Source organism: Mesosutterella porci, assembly GCF_022134585.1.
GTDB classification, from domain to species: Bacteria; Pseudomonadota; Gammaproteobacteria; order Burkholderiales; family Burkholderiaceae_F; genus Mesosutterella; species Mesosutterella porci.
The window spans coordinates 95445-118173 of record NZ_JAKNCT010000002.1 but is presented as its reverse complement, the minus strand read 5'-3'; the positions used below and the strand labels follow the sequence as shown (position 1 = coordinate 118173).

Sequence of the window (22729 nt, the reverse complement as noted above, 5' to 3'; positions counted from 1 at the left end):
AATGAATTTTTCCCTGCGTTTTGCAGTTACAGCCATAGTCTCTGCGGCAGTCCTTGCGGGCTGCTCCTCAGTCCCCGTCGATAACGGTAACAAGGCCGGCGCCAGCCAGACCACGGCCACGGCCCCTGCCTCCGGCAGCAGCTCCGCCCGCAGCACCTCCGATGTGAAGACCGTAGAGGTGGATCCCCTGAACGATCCCAACAGCCCGCTCGCCCAGAAGTCCGTTTACTTCGGCTTTGATTCCTACACGGTCGACCCGCAGTACGACAAGATGCTCTCGGCTCATGCCAACTACCTGGCTGGCCACGCCTCCCGCAGGATCGTGGTTGAAGGCAACACCGACGAGCGCGGCAGCAGCGAGTACAACCTCGCCCTCGGCCAGCGCCGTTCCGAAGCCGTCGTGGCGAAGCTGCGGCTGCTCGGCGTACCCGCCGACCGGATGGAGGCCGTGAGCTTCGGAAAGGAGAAACCCGCCGTCCAGGGCTCTAACGAACAGGCGTGGGCCAAGAACCGCCGCGCCGACATCCGTTATCGCTGAGGCGACCCTTTAACTCGTCCTGCCGACGCCAGCCGGCGCGGCGGGACCTTTTTTTACCGGTGAGCAAACCATGATGTTCAGGCCTTTACCATTGATAGCCGCCCTGGCGGCTGGCATCGGCAGCATGTCCAGCGCCAACGCGTTTTTCTCGGATGACGAGGCGCGCCTGGCCATTAACGCCATGCGCAAGCAGATGGTGACCATGCAGAGCCAGATCAGCCAGCTGGAGAGCGCCCAGAAGGCCAATCTGGCCGTCAGCAACCAGGTCGACGCCATCCGGCAGACGCAGGCGCAGCTTTCCGGCCGCATCGAGGTTCTGGAAAACCAGCTTGCCCAGCAGCAGAAAAACACGAAGGACCTATACACAGATCTTGACAGCCGCCTGCGCGCTATGAATGCGAGGATCGCCAAGGTCGAGCCCCAGACCGTTCAGGTCGACGGAGCGAAAGTCCAGGTCCAGCCCCGGGAGAAGACGCTCTACGACGCGGGCATGTCCGCCTTCCAGGCCGGCAAGTACCAGGACAGCATCACGCAGTTCCAGCAGCTTGACGCCCTCAACCCCCGCTCGCCGTACCTTCCCGAAGCCCTTTACTGGCAGGGCAACGCCTTCTTCGCGCTGCAGCAGTACAGCGAGGCCGCCTCCGCACAGGAACGCGTCATCCGTGACTTCTCGGGCTCCAAGCGCGTCCCCGATGCGATGCTGTCCCTCGCCTCGGCCCAGACCGCCCTCGGCAACGTGCGCGCGGCCTACGCCACGTACGATGCCCTGAAGAAACGCTACCCCGGCACCGAGCAGAGCAAGCTTGCGGACCAGAGGATGACCGAGCTCAAGCCTGCGCTGCCGGTGGCGAAACCTGCGGTCAAGCAGCCTGTCACGAAAAAGGCTGCGCCGGCCGCCCGGAAAAAGACCCGGTAAAGCCCGCGCAGGCCGAATAATGCCTCTTAAGAGGTAGGCCTATAAAACCGCCCGGCCTCGATTGATGGAAAATAAAGCTTCGCCTCGATCTTCAGGCCGCAACCGATAACACTGAAGTTTCATTTTTTTAAGGACCAGACGACATGGCATGTCAAACGTTAAAAGGAGCTGCGCTCCTGCAAAACGGAGTGCTCAGCAAGGGAACCGCCTACACCGAGCAGGAACGCGCTGAACTCGGGCTCCGGGGACTGCTTCCCCCGGTGCCGAGCAACATCAGGCTACAGGCCGAAGCGATGATCGAGCAGTTGCGCTCCTTTGATACGCCTTATCAGAAGGCCCTGTTCCTCGACGGGCTGCGCGCCGCCAACGAAACGCTTTTCTTCCGGCTCGTGATGGACTACGTCGAGGAGATCCTTCCGCTGGTCTACACCCCGACGGTGGGCGAAGTCTGCCAGAAATACAGCCACCTCTACCGCTTCCCCCGCGGGCTCTTCCTCTCGATCGAGGACAAGGGTCATCTCGATGAGCTGATCGCGAACGCTCCCCAGCAGGAAGTCGACATGATCGTGGTGACCGACGGCCAGCGTATTCTCGGGCTGGGAGACCTTGGCGTGAACGGCATGGGCATCCCGGTGGGCAAGCTCGGCCTGTACACCGCCTGCGCCGGTGTGGATCCCCGCAGGACCCTGCCCGTCACGCTCGATGTCGGCACGGATACCGAACGCTATCTCAACGACCCGCTCTATCTGGGCCACAAACACAAGCGCGTCTCCGGCAAGGAATACGACGACTTCATCGAGGAGTTCTTCCAGGCGGTGCACAAGCGCTGGCCCAACTGCGTCGTCCAGTTCGAGGACTTCGGCAACAATCATGCCTTCGACCTGCTTGAGCGCTATCGTTCGCGGTACTGCTGCTACAACGACGACATTCAGGGAACCGCCTCCATCGTCGTGGCCGGATTCTTCTCCGCCATGAAGGCGAAGAACTCCCGCCTCTCCGATGAGAAGATCCTCTTCCTCGGCGCGGGCGAAGCCGCAACGGGCGTGGCCAACCTGATCGCCGCCGCCATGACGGAGACCGGCATCAGCAGGGAAGACGCCCTGAGCAGGCTCTACCTCTTTGATTCCAAGGGACTGGTGACCTCCGGACGCGAAACTCTCGCGCACCACAAGGCCCCGTTCGCCAAGGACCTGGAGCCCTGCACCGACTTTGAAGAATGCATCCGCCGCATTCGTCCGACGGCGATCGTCGGCCTGTCCGCCCAGTCCGGCGCCTTCACAGAAAGCGTGGTCAAGGCGATGGCTGAAATCAACGAGCGGCCCATTATCTTCGCGCTCTCGAACCCGACCTCCAAGGCCGAGTGCACCGCCGAGCAGGCCTACACCTGGTCCGACGGCCGGGCGCTGTTCAGCTGCGGCTCCCCGTTCAGCCCCGTCACCTACAAGGGCAAGACGTTCGTGCCGCGCCAGGGCAACAACTCCTATGTCTTCCCTGGCATCGGCCTGGGCGCGATCCTCGGCCGCTGCAAGGAGCTGGGAGAGGACGTGTTCCTGTCGGCGGCCCACACCTGCGCCGACATGGTGACCCCGGAGGACCTGGCTCAGGGCTCGCTCTACCCCTCGCTCACCCGCGTGCGCGACATTTCGCTCGCCGTCGCTGTGAACATCATCAAGCTCGCCCTTCGCAACGGTACGGCGCAGATTGAGCAGCCCGCGGATATCGTGCAGTACGTGAAGGACCGCATGTACGTGCCCAACTACGACTAACCTTTCGGTCGCCTGAAGCACCGACAGGGCACGGGGACGGTTTTGGCCGTCTTCCGTGCCCTTTTTTGAGGATACCTCCCGCAATTGGACGCCGCAGCCCAGCCTCAAGACACTCTGCTGCCCTCTGAAGACCCCGTCGCAAAGCTCTACGGGGTACCGATGTCGCGCCTTCCCGACGGGCTTTACATCCCGCCCGACGCGCTCGTGGTGTTTCTGCGCTCCTTCGAAGGCCCGCTCGACCTGCTGCTGTACCTGATCCGCAGGCAGAAGTTCGACATCATGGACATACCGATGGCGACACTCACGCAGCAGTATGTCGCCTACGTCGAACTCATTCGGGCGCACAACCTCGATCTGGCAGGAGACTATCTGGTGATGGCCGCCTACCTGACCTCCATCAAGAGCCAGCTGCTGCTGCCTGTGAGGAAAACCGATACCGGCGAGGAGGCCGAAGACCCTAAAGCCGAGCTGATGAGGCGCCTGATCGAGTACGAGAAAATCAAGCGCGGCGCACAGGAGCTCGACGAACTGCCCATCTGCGGGCGTGACTTCTCCGAGGTAAGCGTCCGGCTGGAAGAGGCTGACGACGAGAGGCTGCCCGAGGTAAGCCTCTCCGAACTGCAGTCGGCCTGGGCGCGCGTACTAAAAGGCCTGGCGCTGCGCGGAAACCACAGCGTGAGCCGCGAGGAGCTGTCCATACGCGAGTATATGAGCCGGACGCTACGCGAACTGCAGGCGAAGCCCTACATCGAATTCTCTGCGCTCATTTCAGAAAGCCGCACGCCCCGGGAGGCGCTGGTATTCTTCCTGGCCATCCTGGAGCTCGCCAAGGAAGAGCTGGTGCACATCACGCAGGCCGCCCCCTTCGCGCCCATCTGGCTGACCGCCTCAGCCGCCCCGGAGTCTCTCTTTTAACCCTGAAGGGCCAGGGCTGGCAGGGACCGCTGTACAAGAGAGTCCGCGGGCTTTTCCCGCGGACTCTTTTGCACTTTCAATGCAGCCGCATTCCGGGCTTTGCGCCTTCGAACGGGGCGAGCAGGTAAAAGCCCGGCGTGCCGCCAGAGGCGTCGGATGCAGCAAGCACCATGCCCTCGGAGAGGCCGAAGCGCATCTTGCGCGGGGCAAGGTTCGCCACCACCACCGTGAGCCTGCCGACCAGATCCTCGGGCCTGTAGGAAGACTTGATGCCGGAGAAAACCGTGCGGGGACTGCCTTCACCGACATCCAGGGTGAGCCGCAGGAGCTTGTTCGACCCCTCCACTTCCTCGCACTTCAGGATTTTTGCCACGCGCAGATCCACGCGGTTGAAGTCCTGAATCGAGCAGACCGGGGCGATCGCCTCGCCGCCGGGCAGGACTTCCTGCGGCTTTTGCTCGGGGGCGGGAGCCGGAAGCAGCTGGTCCAGCTGTTTTTCCATGTCGACGCGCTGCATCAGGTGTTTAAAGGGGAGAATCTCGCCCTGCGAGCTGAGCGGGCTGCGGATGCTCTGCCAGGTGAGCTCCCCGCACTGGAGGAACTCCTCGACCTTGCTGGCGGTGCCGGGCAGGATAGGCTTCAGATAATTGGTGAGAATCCTGAAGGCCTCCAGACTCACCGAAGCAACGCGGTGCAGTTCGTCGGCCTTCTGCGGATCCTTGGCGAGCTCCCAGGGCTTCATGCGGTCGATGTACTCGTTGGTCTGGTCTGCGAGCTCCATGACGCTTCTCGTCACTCTGGAGAACTCGCGGTTCTCGTACAGATCCATGATGGAGCCGGCCTGAGAGCGCAGCGCCTCAAGCAGCGGATCGTCCATGGCGGCATCAAGCACCCGCCCGCCGAAGCGCTTCACGATGAAACCCGCCGAACGCGAGGCGATGTTGACGTACTTGCCGATCAGGTCCGAATTGATCCGGGAGAAGAAGTCCTGCTTCGTGAAGTCAATGTCTTCGACCTTCGAGGAGAGCTTGGCCGCCAGATAATAGCGGAGCCACTCCGGATCCATCCCGAGCTCCAGATACCGGAGGGGGCTGATGCCCGTGCCCCGGGACTTGCTCATCTTGGCGCCGCCCACCGTCACGAAGCCGTGCACATAAATATGGTCTGGGACGCGGAACGGACGGCCCGCGTACTTCAGCATCGCAGGCCAGAACAGAGTGTGGAAATAGATGATGTCCTTTCCGATGAAGTGGATCTGCTCGGTAGAGGGGTCGGAGAGGAATTTCTCGAAATCAATTCCCTTTGCGTTGCAGTAGGACATAAGGGAAGCGAGATAGCCGACCGGCGCGTCCAGCCAGACATAGAAGAATTTCCCCGGAGCGTCGGGAATCGGGATTCCGAAATAAGGCGCGTCTCGGGAAATATCCCAGTCCTCTAGCTGCGCGCCCTCGCCGAGCCACTCCTGGTCCTTGGCGAGCACCTCGGGCTGCAGGCGGGGCTTGCCGTCCAAGCCGCAGCCGCTGGTCCACTCCCGCAGGAACTGCCTCGCGGAGGGATCCGAAAGCTTGAAAAAATAATGTACGGAGCTGCGCAGCTCCGGCGTGGTTCCCGTCAGAACCGAGTACGGATTGATCAGCTCGGTGGGGCTGTAGACCGATCCGCAGACCTCGCAGCTGTCCCCGTACTGATCTTCTGCGCCGCAGTGCGGGCACTTCCCTTTGATATAGCGGTCCGCTAGGAACATCTTCTTCTGCGTGTCATAGTACTGCGTCACGCTTTTCGTATAGATCATGCCGGCCGCCTTCAGGCGGCGGTAGATCTCCTGCGAGAGCTTCACGTTTTCAGGAGAATCCGTTGTGTACCACCAGTCGAACTTGATGTGGAAGCCGTCGAGGTACTGCTTGCGGCCGGCCCGGATCTGGGCCACAAACTCCTGCGGCGTGACTCCCTTTTTTTCCGCTGCGATCATCATGGGCGCCCCGTGGGTGTCGTCCGCGCCGACGAAGACGACATTGTTGCCCATCATCCGCTCATGGCGCACCCAGGTGTCGGCCAGAATATATTCCGTAATGTGCCCGATGTGAAACGGGCCGTTGGCGTAAGGCAGAGCTGTTGTTATAAAAATGTTGCGTTTGCTCATGGATTTTTGGACGCAGAGAAAAGGAAATGAAAGTTTTATTTTATCTCTACACGGCGCGCCCACGGCCCAGGCGAACCGCCTTTTGAGCAGGTCCTCGGGCGCGAAGCGCCGGCGGCGCCTGCCGGATGGTCTGCGGCCGCTTCTGGGCTGCGTGGGATAATGGACAGAGTTTTGTGAGGACGAAACCAAGCCCATGACCAAAGACAAAATTGAAAAAATCCTGAACTCCGTCACGGACCCGAACACCGGCAAAGGGCTCGGGGACAGCGGAGAAATCGCAGGAATCGATGCCTCGGAGAGGGAAACCCGCATCGAGATCCGTCTCGACTATCCGGCAAAGACGCAGATCGAACCGCTGCGCGGCTCCATTCTGAAGACCCTGGCGGAAAACGGCATCGAAGCGGAAGTCGAAGTAGAGCAGCGGATTCGGGCCCACAAGGTCCAGCCGCTGCTGCGCGTTCTGCCCGGCGTGAAGAACATCATCGCCGTCTCCTCCGGCAAGGGCGGCGTCGGCAAGTCCACCATCGCGGCCAACCTGGCGCTCGCCCTGTCTGCGGAAGGCGCCCGCGTGGGCATGCTTGATGCGGACATCTACGGCCCCAGCCAGCCCGCCATGCTGGGCGTGAACGCCATCCCCGCCTGCGAGGACGGCAAGACCATGACCCCGAACACAGCCTACGGGCTGCAGGTGAACTCCATCGGCTTCCTGATCAACCCCGAGGATCCCGTTATCTGGCGCGGCCCGATGGTGTCCTCCGCCCTCCAGCAGCTTCTCTTCCAGACCCGGTGGAGCGACCTCGACTACCTCGTGGTCGACATGCCCCCCGGAACAGGCGACGTGCAGCTCACGCTCACCCAGCAGGTGCCTGTGACCGGCGCCGTGGTCGTCACGACTCCCCAGGAAATCGCCACCCTGGACGCCAGAAAAGGCCTCATGATGTTCAGGAAGGTCAATGTGCCGGTGCTCGGCGTCGTCGAGAATATGGCGCTCTTTCGCTGCCCTCACTGCGGACACCTGGAACGGATCTTTGGCGAGGGCGGCGCCAAGCGGCTCTCAGAGCAGTACGACGTGCCGATCCTGGGCAGCCTGCCGCTGGACCCTGCGATCCGGCAGGAGGCCGACTCCGGGCGGCCCACCGTCATCGCGGAGCCGGAAAGCGAGACCGCAGGCCTTTTCCTCAGCATTGCCCGAAAGGCGGCTGCGGCCCTTTCGCAGCTGCCCGTCGACCATTCCGCGTCGCTGCCTAAAATCAAGCCGGTAAAGGCCTGACCGGCTGCGGCTCATGGGTCCCCCGCCGCCCTGGGCGGCGGGTCTTCATTCAGCGTCTTCCTTGTGGTGCGCAGGATCGGGCACGCCGAGTGCCTTGTGCAGCTTGGGAGAAGTCGTTGTGTACTGCAGGAAGACCTTTTTCTCGGGGAATACGTACTGCGAGGCTCCGAAAGCGGCCAGCGCGCACTCGTGAAAGCCCGACAGGATCAGCTTCTTCTTGCCCGGATAAGTATTGCAGTCGCCAACGGCGAAAATGCCGGGCACGCTGGTCTCGAACTTAGCCGTGTCGACCACGATCTGCTTGTGGTCCAGCTCGATACCCCAGTTCGCGATGGGGCCAACCTTGGGCTGGAGGCCAAAGAACACCAGCAGGCAGTCCAGGGGGATGCGCCTCACAATGCCGTCGGCTCCGGTCACGCGGATTTCCTTGAGCCGGCCGTCCTTCTCTTCGAATCCCGTCACCGAGCCGATCATGAACTGCATCTCCCAGTTTTCGCAGAGCTGCTTCATCTTCGCCACGCTCGCAGCGGCCGCGCGGAAACCGTCGCGGCGGTGCACGAGGATGACGCTTTCGGCCTTTCCGACCAGATTAAGCGTCCAGTCCAGCGCGGAGTCCCCGCCGCCGCAGATGACGATGTTCTTGCCGGCGAACTGCTCTGGATCGCGGACGCGGTAAAAGAGCTGCTTGCCTTTGAATTTCTCAATGCCGGGGACCCGCATCGGACGGGCGTCGAAAGAGCCCACGCCGGAGGCGATGATCACCGCTCTGCTGTGGAATCTGGAGCCGGCATCCGTCTCGACATGGAACGTCCCGTCGGGCAGTTTCTTCACCACGGTCACCACTTCGCCCAGATGGTAGACGGGCTTGAAGGGCCAGTTCTGCTTGAGAAGGTTCTCGGTGAGTTGCGCCGAAGAATAGACAGGCACGGCGGGAATATCGTAGATGGGCTTCTGAGGATAAAGCTCCATGCACTGTCCGCCCACGTTCTTCAGGGAATCGACCACGTGGCACTTCATCTCCAGCAGGCCCAGTTCAAAAACCTGGAAAAGCCCGACCGGGCCGCCGCCCACGACAACAACATCCGTCTCTATCGTTTCGTCGCAGCGCGACGCGACGATCATGTAATCTTTAATAGCCATTGGAAATCTGTTTTTCCGTAAAGGATGAATGCCCGGCGGGGGAGCTCCCCCGCCGGGCCGCCGGTATGAAAGGAATCTATTTTCTCATGATTTGAGGGACTTAACATCCCCCGCCGGAACAGGGAGCCTAACGGCTCCCGCCCTCCCCGTCCTTCATTCGGGATTCGGCCTCGCGCAGCCTCGCATCAATCTCACTCATCGTATAGAAATCTCCGTCCGAGGCCTTCTCCGCCTCGTGGAATTGAATCGCGGCCTGTTTCCACTCTCCCTGCAGGGCGTACATCCTCCCGATGGCGAGGTGCGACTCGCTGTGCCGCCCGAGGGCCTCGCTCGACTGCGCGTAGTAACGATAATACGCGGGGTTGTCCTGCGAGAAGGCCCCCTGGGTTTTCAGGTACCGCAGGATCTCTTCATGCCGGCCCATGGAGCGCAGCGCCTCGATGTAAGCGCCTGCCGCCATGGATGAAACGGGGTTCTGGTCACAGAGCCGGCGCATCTGGGCAAGCGCCGCTTCCTTTTCGGCCTCGCTGCCGGCGGCGAGGAAGCGGGTTTCGCAGAGGTTTTTGTCGATAAAGACGCTCCTGCGCCCCCCTGCGGCTGCATCCGCCTTTTCCGCCTCCTCATAGGCCGCGGCCGCCCTGCCCATCTGCCTGTAGGCCACGGACAGCCCGTAGTGTGCCGCCGCAGCCTGCTCTCCGGAACTCCGGCCGACAAGCCTGAGCCGCAGCTGCCGCACGGCTTCCTCCCAGTCCGCCGTGCGGTCCCCCTGCAGCACCAGCAGCCGGGCCTGGATCAGAAGGAAGTCGAAGTCGTCGGACTTTCGGAACGACTGAGGATAGTTTCTCGCCCTGTTTTCCATGTCCCCGATGCGCTCGATCGTAAGCGGGTGGTCGGACAGATAGGAGTTCGAGGAATCATAGCTGCCGCTTTGCTGCTGCAGGCGCTGGAAAAACCGCACCATGCCGCGGGGGTCGTAGCCGGCGCGCGTAAGGATCTGGAAGCCTATGCGGTCAGCCTCCTGTTCGGCGCTTCTGGAAAATTTCAACTGATTGGAGATCATGGCAGCCTGACTGCCCATCACGATGGCAGAGGCAGCGTTGCCCCCCGAGCTGCCGCCAGCGGCAGCCGCAAGAATCGCAAGCAGGAAGGACCCGATGGCGAGCGCCCCCGTGCCTCTCTGCCTTTCAAACATCCGGGCGATATGCCTCTGGGTGACGTGTGCTATTTCATGGGCCATAACCCCCGCGAGCTCGCTCTCATCGGAGGCCGCGAGCACTGTGCCGGAAAAAACGGCGATGAAACCGCCGGGAAGGGCGAAAGCGTTAATTTCAGGCACCTTCAGCGGAAAAAACTGGAAACCATAACTGTTGGAGGGCGCCATGGCCACCAGCCTGTAGCCCAGACGGTTCAGATACTCGGAGACGTCCAGGTCATCGAGGTAAAAGCGGCTGTTGCGGATCTGGACCATAGACTGCTCGCCGATCCGCCTCTCTTCCTCCGGAGACAGCTCGCCGGATCCCGCCGGCTCCCCGATGGCCGGGAGACGGACCTGATCCATGCCCTGAGCCGCCGAGGCGCTGAGGACGGGCGTGGCGGCGAGGATCAGGCTTAAAGAGTAGGCGATCAAGGACTTCATCAGTTTCTTCCGCTAAAAAGCAAGCCTCAACTATGATAAGAAGCCAACGCCTCAAGAAGAGGCCGCGCTTCCATTTTTTTGGTGACTGAGTATTTCTCGATGAGTTCAGAAAACGGTTTAACGCATTTCGACAGCAGGGGGCAGGCCCACATGGTGGATGTCGCCGCCAAGAGCATCACCCACCGGTGCGCCACGGCCCAGGGCGTCATCCGCATGCATCCCTCCACATTCCAGGTCATCGCCTCGGGCAGCGCCAAAAAAGGCGACGTCATCGGCATCGCGCGCATCGCCGCCATCATGGCAAGCAAGAAGACCTCTGAGCTTGTCCCGCTGTGCCATCCGCTGCCTCTGACCCATGTGGCCGTTGACTTCGATCTCCACGAAAAGGAAAGCGCCGTAGTCTGCCGGGCGATCTGCGAAACGGACGGAAAAACAGGCGTTGAAATGGAGGCCCTTACCGCCGTAGAGATAGGACTGCTCACAATCTATGACATGTGCAAGGCGATCGACCGGGGCATGGTTCTCTCGGACATCCGCCTGCTTGACAAGAACGGGGGCAAAAGCGGCCACTGGCAGAGCGCCGATCCCGCCCCGAGACTCGCGGACGGCTAAGCCACCGGCAGCTTCAGCAGTACCTGCACCCCTCGAGCCTGCGGCCCCTCCGAGACGCTGAGCTCACCGCCGGCCTCCCGCACGCGCCGACCCATGTTCGCCAGCCCGAGACCGTTGCCCTGCGAGCGATCGGATACGGCCCCGGGCGCCATGCCCCTGCCGTTGTCCGCGGCGGAAAGCTGCAGTGCGCCCCCATTCACGGAGGCCTTGACCTCGAGCCGGTCGGCGCCGCTGTATTTGACGGCGTTTGTCAGGGCCTCCTGCAGCACGCTCAGGGCGCAGAAGGACAGCTCAGGGGGACAGGCGAAGTCATCCGGCATGCCGGAGACATCCCAGACCAGGCGGATTCCGGCCGCGCGAAGTCTGGGTTCCATGCGATACCTCAGATTGGCCAGCGCGGCGGTCAGATCCTCTGTTCCCACGCCGCTCGAGTCAATCGCAAGGCGCATCTGATCCAGGCAAGACTGCAGGGAATCCACGAGCGCCTCCTGGGAAAGCTTGCCGGTCTTTGCCGCGGCGAGCGTCGACACAAGCTCTGCGCCCAGACCGTCGTGCATATCGCGGATGTACCTCTCCCGTTCCCGGGCGACAGCCTCCCGCTCCGCCTTCCTGCGGACAGCCCCCTCGTCCTGCGGTGCGGGCGAGATGCCCCGCTGGGACCAGCCCCAGAGCAGCAGGCAGCAGAAGGCGGCGGCCTCCGCCACAAGCAGAGGCTGCAATGCCCCCTTCAGCGCAAACACCGCAAGTCCTGAGGCAAAGGCCGAGGCGGCAGCCGCCGGGAAAACCGGCGCCGTATCGGGCCGCCGGCGAAGAAGCAGCGTTCCTCCCGCCAAAATGAGCAGGAGAAGCACCAGACTCGCCCCGTTGAGCCAGGAAAGCCTGGCGGCAAAGGGACACAGGAGCGCCAGCAGAAGCCCGAAAAACAGCAGCGCAGCCGCAGGAACCGCCCCTGCGCGTCCCGCAGGCCGATACGCCTGGCCGCGCACGAGCACAAAAAGAACCGCAAGACACACGCCGTAGAGAAGGTGCCTCGCATTCACAAGCAGGAAAACAAGAAAGGGAAAAGACCCTTCCGGGCCTTCGGCAAGAGCCGCGGGGGAACACAGAACGAGCAGCGCCCCCCCGAGCAGACGCAGCGTCTTCATCAGGAATTGAGCAGGCCCATCTGACCGGCCTCATAGACCGCCTCGCCGCGCGAGTGCACCTGCAGCTTGCGGTAAATCTTCTTGATGTGGGCGGTGACAGTGTGGGGCGAAATGGAAAGGATCTCCCCTATTTCATTGAAGCTCATGCCCTTGGCGAGCAGATGCAGGATCTCGGTCTCGCGCGCGGACAGAGGATTAGGCTCGGAAGACTGGACAATGCCGCCCGAATGGCTCTGCAGGGCCCTCAGCACGCTTCTGGCCACCGAGGGGCTCACAGGAGAGCCGCCGCCGCGCAGCAGCTTAATCTGCGCGGTGATGTCCTCGCTTTCGGCCTCTTTGAGGATGTAGCCCGTCGCGCCAGCCGCGATGGAGTTGACCACGTGTTGCTCGTCTCCGTAAACCGTGATCACCATGATGTCAGAAGACGGGTGCAGGCGGCTCGCGAGGTGGATAAGGTCTATCCCGTCTCCGTCGGGCAGCCCGAGGTCTATCACCATCACTTCAAATTTCAACGTTTCGATCAGCCGGGCGGCGTCCCTCTTTGTGGAGGCGCAGCCAACCACTCTCATCAGCGGGTCCTGATTGATCGTAGTTTCGAAACGGTGGCGGACCTCGCCGTCGTCCTCAACAAGCAGCACGTTGATTTTGTTTTCTGGCATTTAAGCTTTGATTTTCAGTCAGACTGGAAACAAACGTAAGCAAACCCCCGGAAAGCAGGCCGGCGCATCGGCGGCCCGCTTCGGAATCCGGGGCTTTTTCGGATTATAAAGCACGACAATGGATTAAACCCTCCGACTTTTCCCACAGATCCTGAAAAGAGCCCCGGGACCGGTCGGAGACCGGGCATCCCTCTGCCGCAGCCGAGCAACCCGCGCCGCACGGGAGAGCACAAAACAGGGCAGGATCGTTATCATTGAACGGAGTAGAACCGTTATCTTTGATAAATAATATTTTTATAATCTTCTTAGAAGCGTGCAATTTTCATACCTGTTGCCATGCCTGATGCAAAACCCAAAATTCTTCTCGTAGACGATGACGCGGATCTGGTCTCCCTTTTGACCGACGGGCTCCAGCTGGAGGGCTTTGCCCCCACGCCCTCCTACAACGGGAAGGAGGCGCTTCTGAAGCTCTCCCAGGAAAATTTTGACCTCGTCATCCTTGACCTTATGATGCCCGGAATGAGGGGCACGGACGTGCTCATCAAGATCCGAGAATGGTCGCACATCCCCGTTATCATGCTCACCGCCCGCGGCGATTCCGCCGACAGGATCATCGGTCTGGAGCTCGGTGCGGACGACTACGTCTCCAAGCCCTTCACTCCGCGGGAGCTCTTCGCCCGAATCCGCGCCATTCTCCGGAGATCCTCCGGCACAGGAGCCTCAAGCATCCCCCTGATCATCGGGCCGCTCACCCTGAGCTCCTCGCAGAGACGAGTGTGGGTCACGAAGACACAGACCCCGATTGAGTTCACGTCGACGGAGTTCTCACTTTTCGAAATGCTCGCCAAAAACCTGGGCAACCGGGTTTCCAAAGCCGACATCTACGTCAAGGTTCTCGGCCGCGACATGGGCCGCTACGACAGGGCGATCGATGTGCATGTCAGCTCGATCCGCCACAAAATCAGCCGTGCGGCGGGCGACGCGATCTCCATCGACAGCATACGCGGCTTCGGCTACCAGATGTCCGTCACCAGAATGCCCAACCAGACCAAATGAACTCCGTTTCCACGGCCCCGAAGCCGCGCTCCGCGTCCCTTAAAAGATTCGATACGGTTTTCTGGCGCATGCTGGCCGCCTTTCTGGCGGCCATGGTCCTGTCGGGGATTTTCGTATTCACGATCGTCCTAGGGCTGCACTCATCCCAGATCCCGAGCAACCCGGGAAGCAGGGACCGGCTGGTGTTCGCCTCCCAGATGGCCGGCATCGCGGGAAAAGCCGGGCTCACTCAATGGCTGAAGGAGCAAAAAACCCCCGTCGACCGTTCCTATGTCTATGTCGTTGACGAGAGTGGAAAAGATCTGGCCGGCCGCCCCATCTCAGCCTCCCTGGTAAAGCATGCCCGCGAGATGTACGCCCAGGATCCCAACTCGGGGGACATTGTCCAGATCAACCTCGAAGGACGGCCTGTCCTCGCCTTCACGGTAAGGAACAGCAGCAGCTTCCTGAGCGAGTCGCGTTTTCTTCTGTCGCGCCCGCTCTGGCCCAACATCATCGCCTCCCTGCTGGTGGCCGTGGCAGTCGCCTCGGGCATGGCCTGGTCCATCACCCGTCCGATCCGGAAAATCGAACAGGCCATGGACAAGGTCACCGCCGGGGATCTGTCGGTGCGGGTCTCTCAGTCCGTCCGGACCTCCAGCGTGGAGCTTCAGAGCCTGTCGCAGTGCTTTGACAAGATGGCGGGGACCATAGAGCAGCTGCTCGAGCGCCAGCAGACGCTCTTTCACAATGTCAGCCATGAGCTTCGCTCGCCCCTCGCGCGCATGAACTGCGCGATCGACATCGCGAGGCAGTCCCCCGAGAAGATCCCCGCAATGCTGGACCACATCGAATCCGACGTAAAAAAAATGGACGCCCTGATCGATGACCTCCTCACCTACACCCGGCTCAACGCAGCGGATCTGCCGCTCGAGCGTGAGAACCACGTCGTGTTTGACGCCGGCGAAACGCTACAGGACGTGATTGACAGCGCAGGCATCGAGGCCAGCAGGAAAAAAGTCTCGATCCGGGCCGAGCTGCCCGACTCACCGCTCAGACTGACCGGTAATTCCGACATCCTGACCCACGCTCTGGAGAACATCATCCGAAACGCCATCCGCTTTTCTCCCGAGCAGGGCGTCATCACCTGCAGGGCTTGGAGAAGCAGCGCCGATCGAATCAGCCTCGCGATCGAGGATCAGGGCCCCGGGGCCGACCCGAAGGAGCTACCCACGCTCTTTGTCCCCTTCTTCAGGGGAGCGGGGCAGCCCACGGGCTCTGGCTTCGGGCTCGGGCTGGCCATCGCACGGGAGGCCGCCAAGCGCTTCGGCGGCAGCATTGCCGCCGAGAACATCCGGCCGCACGGGCTGCGCGTCCTGATCACGCTGCCCGCCCTCTCCGAACCCGCCGCTACAGCGAAGAAGAATTAAGGATCTGCAGCACCTCGCGGTGCAGTCCGCCAGCCGTACACACGGCGGACTTGTCGATGAGCGGGTTGCCGCCCTTCGTACTGGTGATGACGCCGCCCGCACCCTCGGCCACGGGGATCAGGGCGGCCGCATCCCAGTACGACAGGTCCGGGTCAATCATGATGTCGGCTCCGCCGGAGGCGACGGCGAAATAGCCGAAGCAGTCGCCCCAGGTGCGATAGAGCTTCGCCTGATCGACCAGCTTCTGTATCCGCCCGTCCCCGACCTGCTCGGGAGTGCTCCAGTGGGAAGTCACCAGCAGCGTGGCCTCCTTCAGTCTGGAGCACGGGCGCACCTTCATGGGGACGGACTGAGAAAAGCCTGTCCCGCGGCGCAGCTCCGCATGATTCTTCCAGCCGATCGCCCGCACCCCGGCTGCGGGAAAAGCGATGGAGGAAAGGATGGGGCCGAAGCCCTCCCCGTCGTCGCGTTCCAGCGCGATCAGGTTCCCGAACAGAAAGCAGTTGGAGATGAATGCGCGCGTCCCGTCGATGGGATCTAGGATCCAGCGGTAGCGTGGCAGGGCCTCGGCCGGCTCCTTGCCGCCCCACTCCTCCCCCAGGATGCCATGAGCGGGGAAGCGGGCTTCAATGAGGTCGCGCATGGCCTTTTCGGCGCCGCGGTCCGCCCGGGTGACCGGCGTATGGTTGGACTTCTCGTCGACGTGAATACCGGTGAGAAAATTAGGAAGGATTTCGGCGGCGGCAGCGTCCGCCAGCTCCTGAAGGAAAGGCAGGAACTGCCTGAGTTCCTCCTGCCCGATATTCCTGGTGTAACCGACCGGCTCTGTCATTGCTTTGCTCCCTCCATTTAAATACCGCAGCCGCGCGTCGGATTTGCCGACACATAAGTAATCAGTTGAGCCATAATTATAATTTTATGAGGCCAGAGCACTGGCCCGTGTCTGTTTTTGAAGGACGATTCAGAAATCATGCCGATTTACGGTTACAAATGCTCTTCCTGCGGCTTTGAAGAGGATGTCATCCAGAAGTTTTCCGACAAGCCGCTCAAAACCTGCCCCAAATGCGGGAAGGACACCCTGGTTAAGCAGCTTTCCGCTCCGGGCTTCGAGCTGAAGGGAAAGGGCTGGGCCGCCACGGACTTCAACGCCGGCCACACCGGGGTCGCTGCGGCTCACAAGAATTCTGACTGAAGCGCCCCAGGCGCGACGGTCTGCCATGCGCCCGAGGCCCCGGCACGGAGGTCCGCGGGCGCATTTTTTTCTCCCATATCATGTTCAAGAAGTTTTTTTCCGCCGGGCTCCTTTTCTGGATTCCACTGCTCTTTACGGTCTGGATTCTCGACAGCGTCATCGAGTTCAGCGACAGGCTGCTCGTGTTTCTGCCCCCGCGCTGGCTGCCCGAGTCCATTTACGGCGTGCACATCCCGGGCTTCGGCCTGCTTGTTGCCGCGGCCATCGTCCTGCTCACAGGCGTGGTGGTGGCCAATGTGCTCGGCAGAAAGCTGGTGTACTGGTGGGAGACGCTGCTCGAGCGCATTCCCGTGGTCAAGCAGCTCTACGGCGGAATCAAGAAAATAGCCGGGACTTTTCTCAATCCGCAGTCCCAAAGCTTCCAGAAGGTCGTCCTGGTCGAGTACCCTAGAAAGGGCATGTGGACGCTCGGGTTCGTGGCGAATCAGGCTGGGCCGGCTCTCTCGCAGGGCTGCGGGAGTCGCGCGGTCGCAGTCTTCATCCCCACCGCCCCCAACCCCACGTCCGGCTATGTTGTCCTTGTGCCGCAGGAAGATGTCCGCGACACGAGCTGCAGCGTCGACGAGGCCCTCACTTTCCACGTCTCGATGGGGGTCGTGCAGCCAGGGTCTGCCTCGGAGGCAAAGAGGTCCGAGTCCTGAGGAGCTGTCCAACAATTCTTGTCCCGAAGCCACTCACAGCGCCTGCCTCGCGCTAAACTTTAAAAGTATGTCCGTTGCCGGCGGCTCCCGTTGCGGGCGCTTGGGAGCGCCGGTGGCTTTTTGTTTCTGCAGAAAAAAGCTTTTCTGCTTTTTTTGTTTGACCCGGAGCTTGTATGCGTACCGTTTATTCGGGTTTGGTTGATGAGAAATTCATCGGACAGACCGTTACCCTTTATGGCTGGGTTCACCGCCGCAGAGACCACGGCGGCGTCATCTTCATTGACCTTCGCGACCGCGAGGGACTGGTTCAGGTGGTCTGCGACCCGGATCGTCCGGACGTCTTCCACACTGCGGAGAAAGTCCGCAACGAGTACTGCCTTAAAGTAGTCGGCCTGGTTCGCGCTCGTCCCGAGGGAACCAAGAATGAAGAGCTGATTTCCGGCGGCATCGAAGTGCTGTGCAAAGAGCTCGAGGTTCTCAATGCCTCCCTGCCGCCCCCGTTCAGCCTCGACGATGACAACATCTCGGAGACCGCGCGCCTCACCTACAGGGTGCTTGACCTGCGCAGGCCCATGATGCAGCACAACCTGCGCCTGCGCTACAAGACCGCGATGGCCTTCCGGCGCTTCCTGGACGCGCACGGGTTCATCGACATCGAAACGCCGGCTCTCACCCGCAGCACCCCTGAGGGCGCCCGCGACTATCTGGTACCCTCCCGCGTGGAGGAAGGCTGCTTTTACGCGCTGCCTCAGTCCCCGCAGCTTTTCAAGCAGCTGCTCATGGTTGCAGGCTTCGACCGCTACTACCAGATCGTCAAGTGCTTCCGCGACGAGGACCTGCGCGCCGACCGCCAGCCTGAGTTCACCCAGGTCGATATCGAAACTTCCTTCATGACTCAGGAGGAAATCCGCTCGCTGTTTGAGGAAATGGTGCGCGGCGTGTTCAAAGAAGTGCTGAACGTGGATCTGGCGAATCCGTACCCGGTCATGCGCTGGGACGATGCGATGGCCCGCTTCGGCTCGGACAAGCCCGATCTGCGCGTCTCGCTTGAATTCAAAGAGATCACGGATCTCTGCCATGACACGAACTTCAAGGTGTTCGCCAACGCCGCCGCAATGAAGAACGGCAAAGTGGTCGCCATGAACGTGCCGCACGGCTGCGAGCTGCCCCGCTCCGAGATCGACTCCTACACCGAATTTGTCAAGATCTACGGCGCCAAGGGTCTCGCCTACATCAAGGTCAACGACAAGAGCAAGGGCCGCGACGGCCTCCAGAGCCCGATCGTCAAGAACCTGTCGAATGAATTCCTGAAGGCCGTGATTGAAAGAACCGGCGCAAACGACGGCGACGTCATCTTCTTCGGCGCCGACAAGAAAAAGATCGTCTGGGACTCTCTGGGCGCCCTGCGCCTCAAGATCGGCCACAGCGAGTTCGGCAAGAAGGCCGGCCTCTTCAAGGACGGATGGAAGGCCCTCTGGGTCGTCGACTTCCCCATGTTCGAATGGTCCGACGAGGAAAACCGCTGGATGGCCTGCCACCACCCCTTCACCTGCCCGCAGGACTCCGACGTGGACAAACTCGAGAGCGATCCCGAGCACTGCTACGCCAAGGCCTATGACATGGTGCTCAACGGCTGGGAAATCGGCGGCGGCTCCATCCGAATCCACAAGGAAGACGTGCAGGAAAAGGTCTTCAGCGCTCTGAAGATCACCCCCGAGGAGGCCGAGCAGAAGTTCGGGTTCCTGCTGAAGGCCCTGAAGTTTGGCGCGCCGCCGCACGGCGGCATCGCCTTCGGTCTGGACCGCATCGTCGCGATGATGACCAAGGCGAATTCCATCCGTGACGTGATCGCCTTCCCGAAGACCCAGCGCGCCCAGTGCCTGCTCACGCACGCACCCGCGCCGGTCACCGAGAAGCAGCTGCGCGAGCTGCATATCAGGCTCAGAAACGAGCATAAGGCAGCCGCCAAGGACGGCGAGTAAGCCCTTATAGGGGCCCGCGCCCGCTTCGACCTCTTTCTCCCTCGGGGGAAAGAGGTTTTTTTTGGGGGGCGCGGCCGCGCCCCCGCTTCCGCCGGAAACCCGGCCCGGGAAACTCAGAGCATCGGAAGCGGCCGGTCTAGCCAGGGGTCCGTACTGGTCGTCCAGGACACCACGTGGCCGGTCAGGTCGAGATCCACCCACAGAGCCATCGGAGCGCGGGAATAGTCTTCATAGCGGTACATCAGCGAAGTCTGCTTGAGCGCGGGGAATTTGTACTCCTCCGCGCAGGGCCCCAGCAGTTCATAGACCTGAGCGCGGGTCATCCCGGGCTTGATCATCGGGAAGTTATCCTCGACGAGAGCCTGCTCGAGCTTAAAGTACCGGCCGGAGGAATCCAGGAACATCCACCAGACAGCCTGCCCCATGGGCTGCCAGGAGTAGGTGAGCCGCACCGTTCCGTCGGGCAAGACCGTCCTTGCGTGGGGCTTGCCCAGCTTCGCGACGATATCGGCCTCCGAAACCCCCTTGGCGATAAGCTGGGGGTGCGCGCAGCCGCCAAGCACCAAGGCGGCGGCACCGGCCGCAGCGGCCTTCAACAGTGTTCTTCTTTTCATGACCCACCCCGACTGTTTTCTTCCGGATTCTGATCCGGATAGCGGCTCTTCAGACCGGCTGCCAGATTCTCCAGAGCCCAACGGTACTGCTCGGACGGGCACCCGATAAGAACGGCGTCATCGAGAGCATCGGCCATCAGCCGCCCTATTTCCCTAAAGTTCTCATCGAGAACCTTCACCTTTTCAGTACAGGAAATATTACGGCCGTCGGCGTATTTCCACAAAGGCATCCCGTCGGAGCGCGTCTGCGCGGACTCGCGGCGGCTGAGCCTCCTGCTGTTGTCCTCGTAAGCACTAAATTTCTCCAGAACCTCGCGCATCTGATCTTTGGTCAGCACTTCGGCCGGCCCAAGGGCGAGGAGCTCAATGTACATCGAGGCCAGGTTCTCGACCTCCACGGCAAGGCTAAGAGCCTGGCTCACATCGCTTCCTGCGGCAACGACACCGTGGTGGGCAATCAGGCAGCATCGGCGCTCCTTCAGCGCCTCAAGCACGTTCCGGGCCAGCTCCGGGGTGCCAAAGAGCGCATACTTCGCGCACGGAATGTCCTCTCCTCCGGACGCTGCCACCATGTAATGGAAAGCCGGGATCGGAGTCTGCCTGCAGGCGAGAACCGTAGCCCTGGGGGAATGCGTATGCACGACGCCGCCCCACCCGGGGTGCGCCCGGTAGATTTCGGCATGCATCAGCCACTCGCTGGAAGGCTTGTGCGGTCCGCTGTGGACCCATTGCTTCGTCCCGTCATCCCAGTAAATCAGGGACAGGTCAGCGGGCCTGAGGGATTCGTAGTCCATCCCTGAAGGCGTGATCAGAAAAGCAGTCCGCCCCCCCTCTTCACATCTTGCCGAAACATTTCCGGCCTTGTTGACCACTAGACCGGCCCCGGCCATGCCCAGGGCCGCCCGGATGACGCTTTCTCTCGCCCGAGCCTCATTGTCAAAAGGCTTCATTGCGGCCTCCATTTCAAAAGTTCGCTGGGGAGCAGCACCCCTTTTTCCGTGATGAACCCCGTGACCAGCTCCGCGGGCGTCACGTCAAAGCCCGGGTTAAACGCATCGGTCTGCTGAGGGGCTATCCTCAGCGTTGAGACGCTCCCGCTGCGGCACACGCCGCGAATCTCACGCAGCTCGCCGCCCGGCCTCTTTTCAATGGGAATGCCGCTGCCACGGCTCAGTGAAAAGTCAATGGTTGAAAACGGCGCGGCCACATAAAAGGGGACGCCGCTCTCGCGAGCCGCGAGGGCCTTCAAGTAGGTGCCGATCTTATTGGCGGCGTCCCCGTTCGCGGCGATTCGGTCCGCTCCCACGATCACGACGTCCACAAGGTCGCGCTGCATGAGGTATCCTCCCGCGTTATCGGCGACCAGCGTCACCGGCACGCCCGCCATCCTCAGCTCCCACTCCGTTAGCAGTCCCTGCAGACGAGGCCTCGTCTCGTCGGCCCAGACATGAACCGGAATCCCGTCTGCGCTGCACTGGTAAACGCCGGAAAGCGCCGTTCCGTAATCGACCGTCGCAAGCCAGCCCGCATTGCAGTGAGTGAGAATCTGAAGGGGCCGCCCCGGCCTCGCTTCGGACAGGGCCCGCAGCAGCCGCGCCGCGTTCCTCCCTATCGAGCGGTTGGCGGCTACGTCCTCCTCGGCCATCCGGGCCGCCTCGCTGCGCGCGCAGCGGATCCTCTCCTGGCCCTCAAGGCCAGAAAGCCGCGCTGACATGCGCTTCACGGCCCACTGCAGGTTAACAGCAGTGGGCCTGGCGGAGGCTATCGCCTCCAGGCGCCTCCTGAGCTCGTCCCCGCTCGGATCGTCCGCGACCGCGAGTGCCGCAGCCCAGGCGCCGGACACACCGATGAGCGGTGCTCCCCTCACCTCCATGCGCTCAATGGCCTGCACCAGCCGCTCCCAGCTGCGGGCCGTTCGGATCCGCAGTTCATAAGGAAGGAGCGTCTGGTCAATGTAAAGGACCGAGTTTCCTCCGTCCTCCGTCCAGATAGTTCTCATCGGCTTGCCTTCAACAAGCATGGTTAAAACCCCGCTGCGGTTGCTGTTCTGACGGCCTATAGCTTACTGCCTGAGAAGGCCTGAGGCCGGGGCGTTCGCCGCGGATCGCCCGGATATAAACTTAACGCAGCCTGCCACAGCCGCTTTCCTTTTTCTCCGGCCCCGCCCGGCAGGCCGACCTTTTGGGAGTTCCCTACACAAATGAATTTCGTCATCGAAACCTCCTCGGGCGTTCGCTCCATCGCAATCAGCAACCCCGCCAAACGCAACAGCCTTTCCCTGGAAATGCTCGACGACCTTGCGCAGGCTTTGAAAGATGCGGACGGAGATCCGACCGTAAGGGTGATCCTGTTGCAGGGACTGCCGGGGCTTTTCTCCGCCGGCACGGACTACGAGGCCCTCGACGGAGCCTCCGACTATTACGAGCGCGAAGAGCGCCTTCTCGAGGCGATCGACGGCCTGAACAAGCCTCTGCTCGCGGCGGTGAACGGACCAGCGGTCGGGATGGCCGTGATCATCCTGCTCGCCTGCGACATGGTTTTCTGCGGCGAGCACGCCCTTTTCTCCCTGCCCTTCAGTGCCATGGGGTTCGTACCTCCTCACGGCGTCGCCGAGAGTCTAGCCGCCTGCTGCGGGCAGCGCTTCGCCGCGGAAAAGCTCCTGCTGTCCGAACCGATCTCAGCCGAGGAAGCCCTGCGGCTGCGGCTCGTCAACGCCGTGTTTCCGGATGAGGCTGTGGTGCGGGAAACCGCGGCCCGGGCCCTGCGGCTGTGCAGGCTGCCCCCTCACGCGGTGAGGGCGGCCAAGGCCCTCGTCCGGAGCGCCTGCCGTTCAGACCTGCCCCAGGCGCGGCGCGACGCGCTTGAAGCGCACCGCGCGCAGTGCAGAACCGACGAGGCGAGCCTTGCAAGGGCCGCTTTCCTCGAGGGGCGGAAACCCGATTTTTCAATGGAAGGCCAGGGTTCCTGACGGCCCCTACAAACGGAAACGGTTTTCTTGCCCTGCGGGGGCTCTGACCGATTCCCTGGCAATGTATCAT

At 61.9% G+C, this 22729-nt stretch carries 20 protein-coding genes and 1 pseudogene; 12 read left to right on the top strand and 9 right to left on the bottom strand.

Annotated elements, in window-relative coordinates:
- The first annotated feature begins 1 nt into the window (after position 1).
- The 4 genes from pal (at position 2) to MAF45_RS02145 (ending at position 4135) form a co-directional block, all read left to right on the top strand.
- Positions 2-538, top strand: a complete 537-nt coding sequence (pal, locus tag MAF45_RS02160; protein ID WP_237977916.1) for a peptidoglycan-associated lipoprotein Pal — start codon at positions 2-4, stop codon at positions 536-538.
- Positions 539-608: 70 nt separating this feature from the next.
- The gene (gene ybgF, locus MAF45_RS02155) at positions 609-1454 is read left to right on the top strand and encodes a tol-pal system protein YbgF (RefSeq protein WP_237977915.1); all 846 of its coding nucleotides are present in this window, start codon (positions 609-611) and stop codon (positions 1452-1454) included.
- 143 nt (positions 1455-1597) lie between these two features.
- Entirely contained in the window at positions 1598-3220 is a 1623-nt protein-coding gene (locus tag MAF45_RS02150; RefSeq protein WP_237977914.1) for an NAD-dependent malic enzyme, read from the top strand.
- An 84-nt stretch (positions 3221-3304) separates the two neighbouring features.
- Positions 3305-4135 carry a segregation and condensation protein A gene (locus MAF45_RS02145; RefSeq protein WP_237977913.1) on the top strand — a complete coding sequence of 277 codons (831 nt, stop codon included), beginning with the start codon at positions 3305-3307 and terminating at the stop codon, positions 4133-4135.
- Between the two features lie 76 nt (positions 4136-4211).
- Here the strand turns inward: MAF45_RS02145 and metG are convergent, their stop codons facing one another.
- Positions 4212-6275: a methionine--tRNA ligase gene (gene metG / locus MAF45_RS02140; protein ID WP_237977912.1), complete on the bottom strand. Its 2064-nt coding sequence runs from the start codon at positions 6273-6275 to the stop codon at positions 4212-4214.
- Between the two features lie 190 nt (positions 6276-6465).
- Between metG and apbC the strand changes: the two are divergent.
- A pseudogene (gene apbC, locus MAF45_RS02135) lies at positions 6466-7545 on the top strand (iron-sulfur cluster carrier protein ApbC); the annotation flags it as partial.
- 45 nt (positions 7546-7590) lie between these two features.
- Here apbC and MAF45_RS02130 read toward each other — a convergent pair.
- Together MAF45_RS02130 and MAF45_RS02125 are read right to left on the bottom strand one after the other, a co-directional pair.
- Entirely contained in the window at positions 7591-8685 is a 1095-nt protein-coding gene (locus MAF45_RS02130) for an NAD(P)/FAD-dependent oxidoreductase (protein WP_237977910.1), read from the bottom strand.
- 127 nt (positions 8686-8812) lie between these two features.
- Entirely contained in the window at positions 8813-10321 is a 1509-nt protein-coding gene (locus MAF45_RS02125) for a M48 family metalloprotease (protein ID WP_237977909.1), read from the bottom strand.
- Positions 10322-10420: 99 nt separating this feature from the next.
- Between MAF45_RS02125 and moaC the strand changes: the two genes are divergently transcribed.
- A complete protein-coding gene (moaC, locus tag MAF45_RS02120; protein WP_237977908.1) occupies positions 10421-10933 on the top strand; it encodes a cyclic pyranopterin monophosphate synthase MoaC in 513 nt (170 codons plus the stop codon).
- Here moaC and MAF45_RS02115 read toward each other — a convergent pair.
- Positions 10930-12078 carry a sensor histidine kinase gene (locus MAF45_RS02115; RefSeq protein WP_237977907.1) on the bottom strand — a complete coding sequence of 383 codons (1149 nt, stop codon included), beginning with the start codon at positions 12076-12078 and terminating at the stop codon, positions 10930-10932. The genes moaC and MAF45_RS02115 overlap by 4 nt on opposite strands.
- The gene (locus MAF45_RS02110; RefSeq protein WP_237977906.1) at positions 12078-12737 is read right to left on the bottom strand and encodes a response regulator; all 660 of its coding nucleotides are present in this window, start codon (positions 12735-12737) and stop codon (positions 12078-12080) included. Before MAF45_RS02110 ends, MAF45_RS02115 begins: the two co-directional genes overlap by 1 nt.
- Before the next feature lie 336 nt (positions 12738-13073).
- On the opposite strand from MAF45_RS02110, the gene MAF45_RS02105 reads away from it, so the two are divergent.
- Together MAF45_RS02105 and MAF45_RS02100 are read left to right on the top strand one after the other, a co-directional pair.
- Positions 13074-13793, top strand: coding sequence for a response regulator transcription factor (locus MAF45_RS02105; RefSeq protein WP_237977905.1), 720 nt, complete (start codon positions 13074-13076; stop codon positions 13791-13793).
- On the top strand, positions 13790-15202 hold the full coding sequence (locus MAF45_RS02100) for an ATP-binding protein (RefSeq protein WP_237977904.1): 1413 nt from the start codon (positions 13790-13792) through the stop codon (positions 15200-15202). Before MAF45_RS02105 ends, MAF45_RS02100 begins: the two co-directional genes overlap by 4 nt.
- On the opposite strand, the gene MAF45_RS02095 is transcribed toward MAF45_RS02100, so the two are convergent.
- Entirely contained in the window at positions 15183-16034 is an 852-nt protein-coding gene (locus MAF45_RS02095) for an inositol monophosphatase family protein (protein WP_237977903.1), read from the bottom strand. The genes MAF45_RS02100 and MAF45_RS02095 overlap by 20 nt on opposite strands.
- Positions 16035-16172: 138 nt before the next feature.
- Between MAF45_RS02095 and MAF45_RS02090 the strand changes: the two genes are divergently transcribed.
- The 3 genes from MAF45_RS02090 (at position 16173) to aspS (ending at position 19077) form a co-directional block, all read left to right on the top strand.
- Positions 16173-16394, top strand: a complete 222-nt coding sequence (locus MAF45_RS02090; protein ID WP_237977902.1) for an FmdB family zinc ribbon protein — start codon at positions 16173-16175, stop codon at positions 16392-16394.
- Positions 16395-16474: 80 nt separating this feature from the next.
- A complete protein-coding gene (locus tag MAF45_RS02085; RefSeq protein WP_237977901.1) occupies positions 16475-17095 on the top strand; it encodes a DUF502 domain-containing protein in 621 nt (206 codons plus the stop codon).
- A 173-nt stretch (positions 17096-17268) separates the two neighbouring features.
- Positions 17269-19077, top strand: a complete 1809-nt coding sequence (aspS, locus tag MAF45_RS02080) for an aspartate--tRNA ligase (protein WP_237977900.1) — start codon at positions 17269-17271, stop codon at positions 19075-19077.
- Positions 19078-19190: 113 nt separating this feature from the next.
- Here the strand turns inward: aspS and MAF45_RS02075 are convergent, their stop codons facing one another.
- The 3 genes from MAF45_RS02075 to mtnA are packed head-to-tail and all read right to left on the bottom strand — an operon-like array spanning position 19191 to position 21711.
- Complete coding sequence (locus MAF45_RS02075; RefSeq protein ID WP_237977899.1) at positions 19191-19691, bottom strand: twin-arginine translocation signal domain-containing protein; 501 nt, start codon at positions 19689-19691, stop codon at positions 19191-19193.
- Complete coding sequence (locus tag MAF45_RS02070; protein ID WP_237977898.1) at positions 19688-20641, bottom strand: class II aldolase/adducin family protein; 954 nt, start codon at positions 20639-20641, stop codon at positions 19688-19690. Before MAF45_RS02070 ends, MAF45_RS02075 begins: the two co-directional genes overlap by 4 nt.
- Positions 20638-21711 (bottom strand): S-methyl-5-thioribose-1-phosphate isomerase, encoded by a 1074-nt coding sequence (gene mtnA / locus MAF45_RS02065; protein ID WP_283206970.1) that lies wholly within the window; start codon positions 21709-21711, stop codon positions 20638-20640. Before mtnA ends, MAF45_RS02070 begins: the two co-directional genes overlap by 4 nt.
- 180 nt (positions 21712-21891) lie before the next feature.
- Between mtnA and MAF45_RS02060 the strand changes: the two genes are divergently transcribed.
- A complete protein-coding gene (locus tag MAF45_RS02060) occupies positions 21892-22659 on the top strand; it encodes an enoyl-CoA hydratase/isomerase family protein (protein ID WP_237977896.1) in 768 nt (255 codons plus the stop codon).
- Positions 22660-22729: the final 70 nt, after the last annotated feature.

Bases quoted from the DNA above. Each gene is read 5' to 3' on its own strand.
- pal (WP_237977916.1), top strand. From the start codon at position 2: ATGAATTTTTCCCTGCGTTTTGCAGTTACAGCCATAGTCTCTGCGGCA.
- ybgF (WP_237977915.1), top strand. From the start codon at position 609: ATGATGTTCAGGCCTTTACCATTGATAGCCGCCCTGGCGGCTGGCATC.
- MAF45_RS02150 (WP_237977914.1), top strand. From the start codon at position 1,598: ATGGCATGTCAAACGTTAAAAGGAGCTGCGCTCCTGCAAAACGGAGTG.
- metG (WP_237977912.1), bottom strand. From the start codon at position 6,275: ATGAGCAAACGCAACATTTTTATAACAACAGCTCTGCCTTACGCCAAC.
- MAF45_RS02130 (WP_237977910.1), bottom strand. From the start codon at position 8,685: ATGGCTATTAAAGATTACATGATCGTCGCGTCGCGCTGCGACGAAACG.
- MAF45_RS02125 (WP_237977909.1), bottom strand. From the start codon at position 10,321: ATGAAGTCCTTGATCGCCTACTCTTTAAGCCTGATCCTCGCCGCCACG.
- moaC (WP_237977908.1), top strand. From the start codon at position 10,421: ATGAGTTCAGAAAACGGTTTAACGCATTTCGACAGCAGGGGGCAGGCC.
- MAF45_RS02115 (WP_237977907.1), bottom strand. From the start codon at position 12,078: ATGAAGACGCTGCGTCTGCTCGGGGGGGCGCTGCTCGTTCTGTGTTCC.
- MAF45_RS02110 (WP_237977906.1), bottom strand. From the start codon at position 12,737: ATGCCAGAAAACAAAATCAACGTGCTGCTTGTTGAGGACGACGGCGAG.
- MAF45_RS02105 (WP_237977905.1), top strand. From the start codon at position 13,074: ATGCCTGATGCAAAACCCAAAATTCTTCTCGTAGACGATGACGCGGAT.
- MAF45_RS02100 (WP_237977904.1), top strand. From the start codon at position 13,790: ATGAACTCCGTTTCCACGGCCCCGAAGCCGCGCTCCGCGTCCCTTAAA.
- MAF45_RS02095 (WP_237977903.1), bottom strand. From the start codon at position 16,034: ATGACAGAGCCGGTCGGTTACACCAGGAATATCGGGCAGGAGGAACTC.
- MAF45_RS02090 (WP_237977902.1), top strand. From the start codon at position 16,173: ATGCCGATTTACGGTTACAAATGCTCTTCCTGCGGCTTTGAAGAGGAT.
- MAF45_RS02085 (WP_237977901.1), top strand. From the start codon at position 16,475: ATGTTCAAGAAGTTTTTTTCCGCCGGGCTCCTTTTCTGGATTCCACTG.
- aspS (WP_237977900.1), top strand. From the start codon at position 17,269: ATGCGTACCGTTTATTCGGGTTTGGTTGATGAGAAATTCATCGGACAG.
- MAF45_RS02075 (WP_237977899.1), bottom strand. From the start codon at position 19,691: ATGAAAAGAAGAACACTGTTGAAGGCCGCTGCGGCCGGTGCCGCCGCC.
- MAF45_RS02070 (WP_237977898.1), bottom strand. From the start codon at position 20,641: ATGAAGCCTTTTGACAATGAGGCTCGGGCGAGAGAAAGCGTCATCCGG.
- mtnA (WP_283206970.1), bottom strand. From the start codon at position 21,711: ATGCTTGTTGAAGGCAAGCCGATGAGAACTATCTGGACGGAGGACGGA.
- MAF45_RS02060 (WP_237977896.1), top strand. From the start codon at position 21,892: ATGAATTTCGTCATCGAAACCTCCTCGGGCGTTCGCTCCATCGCAATC.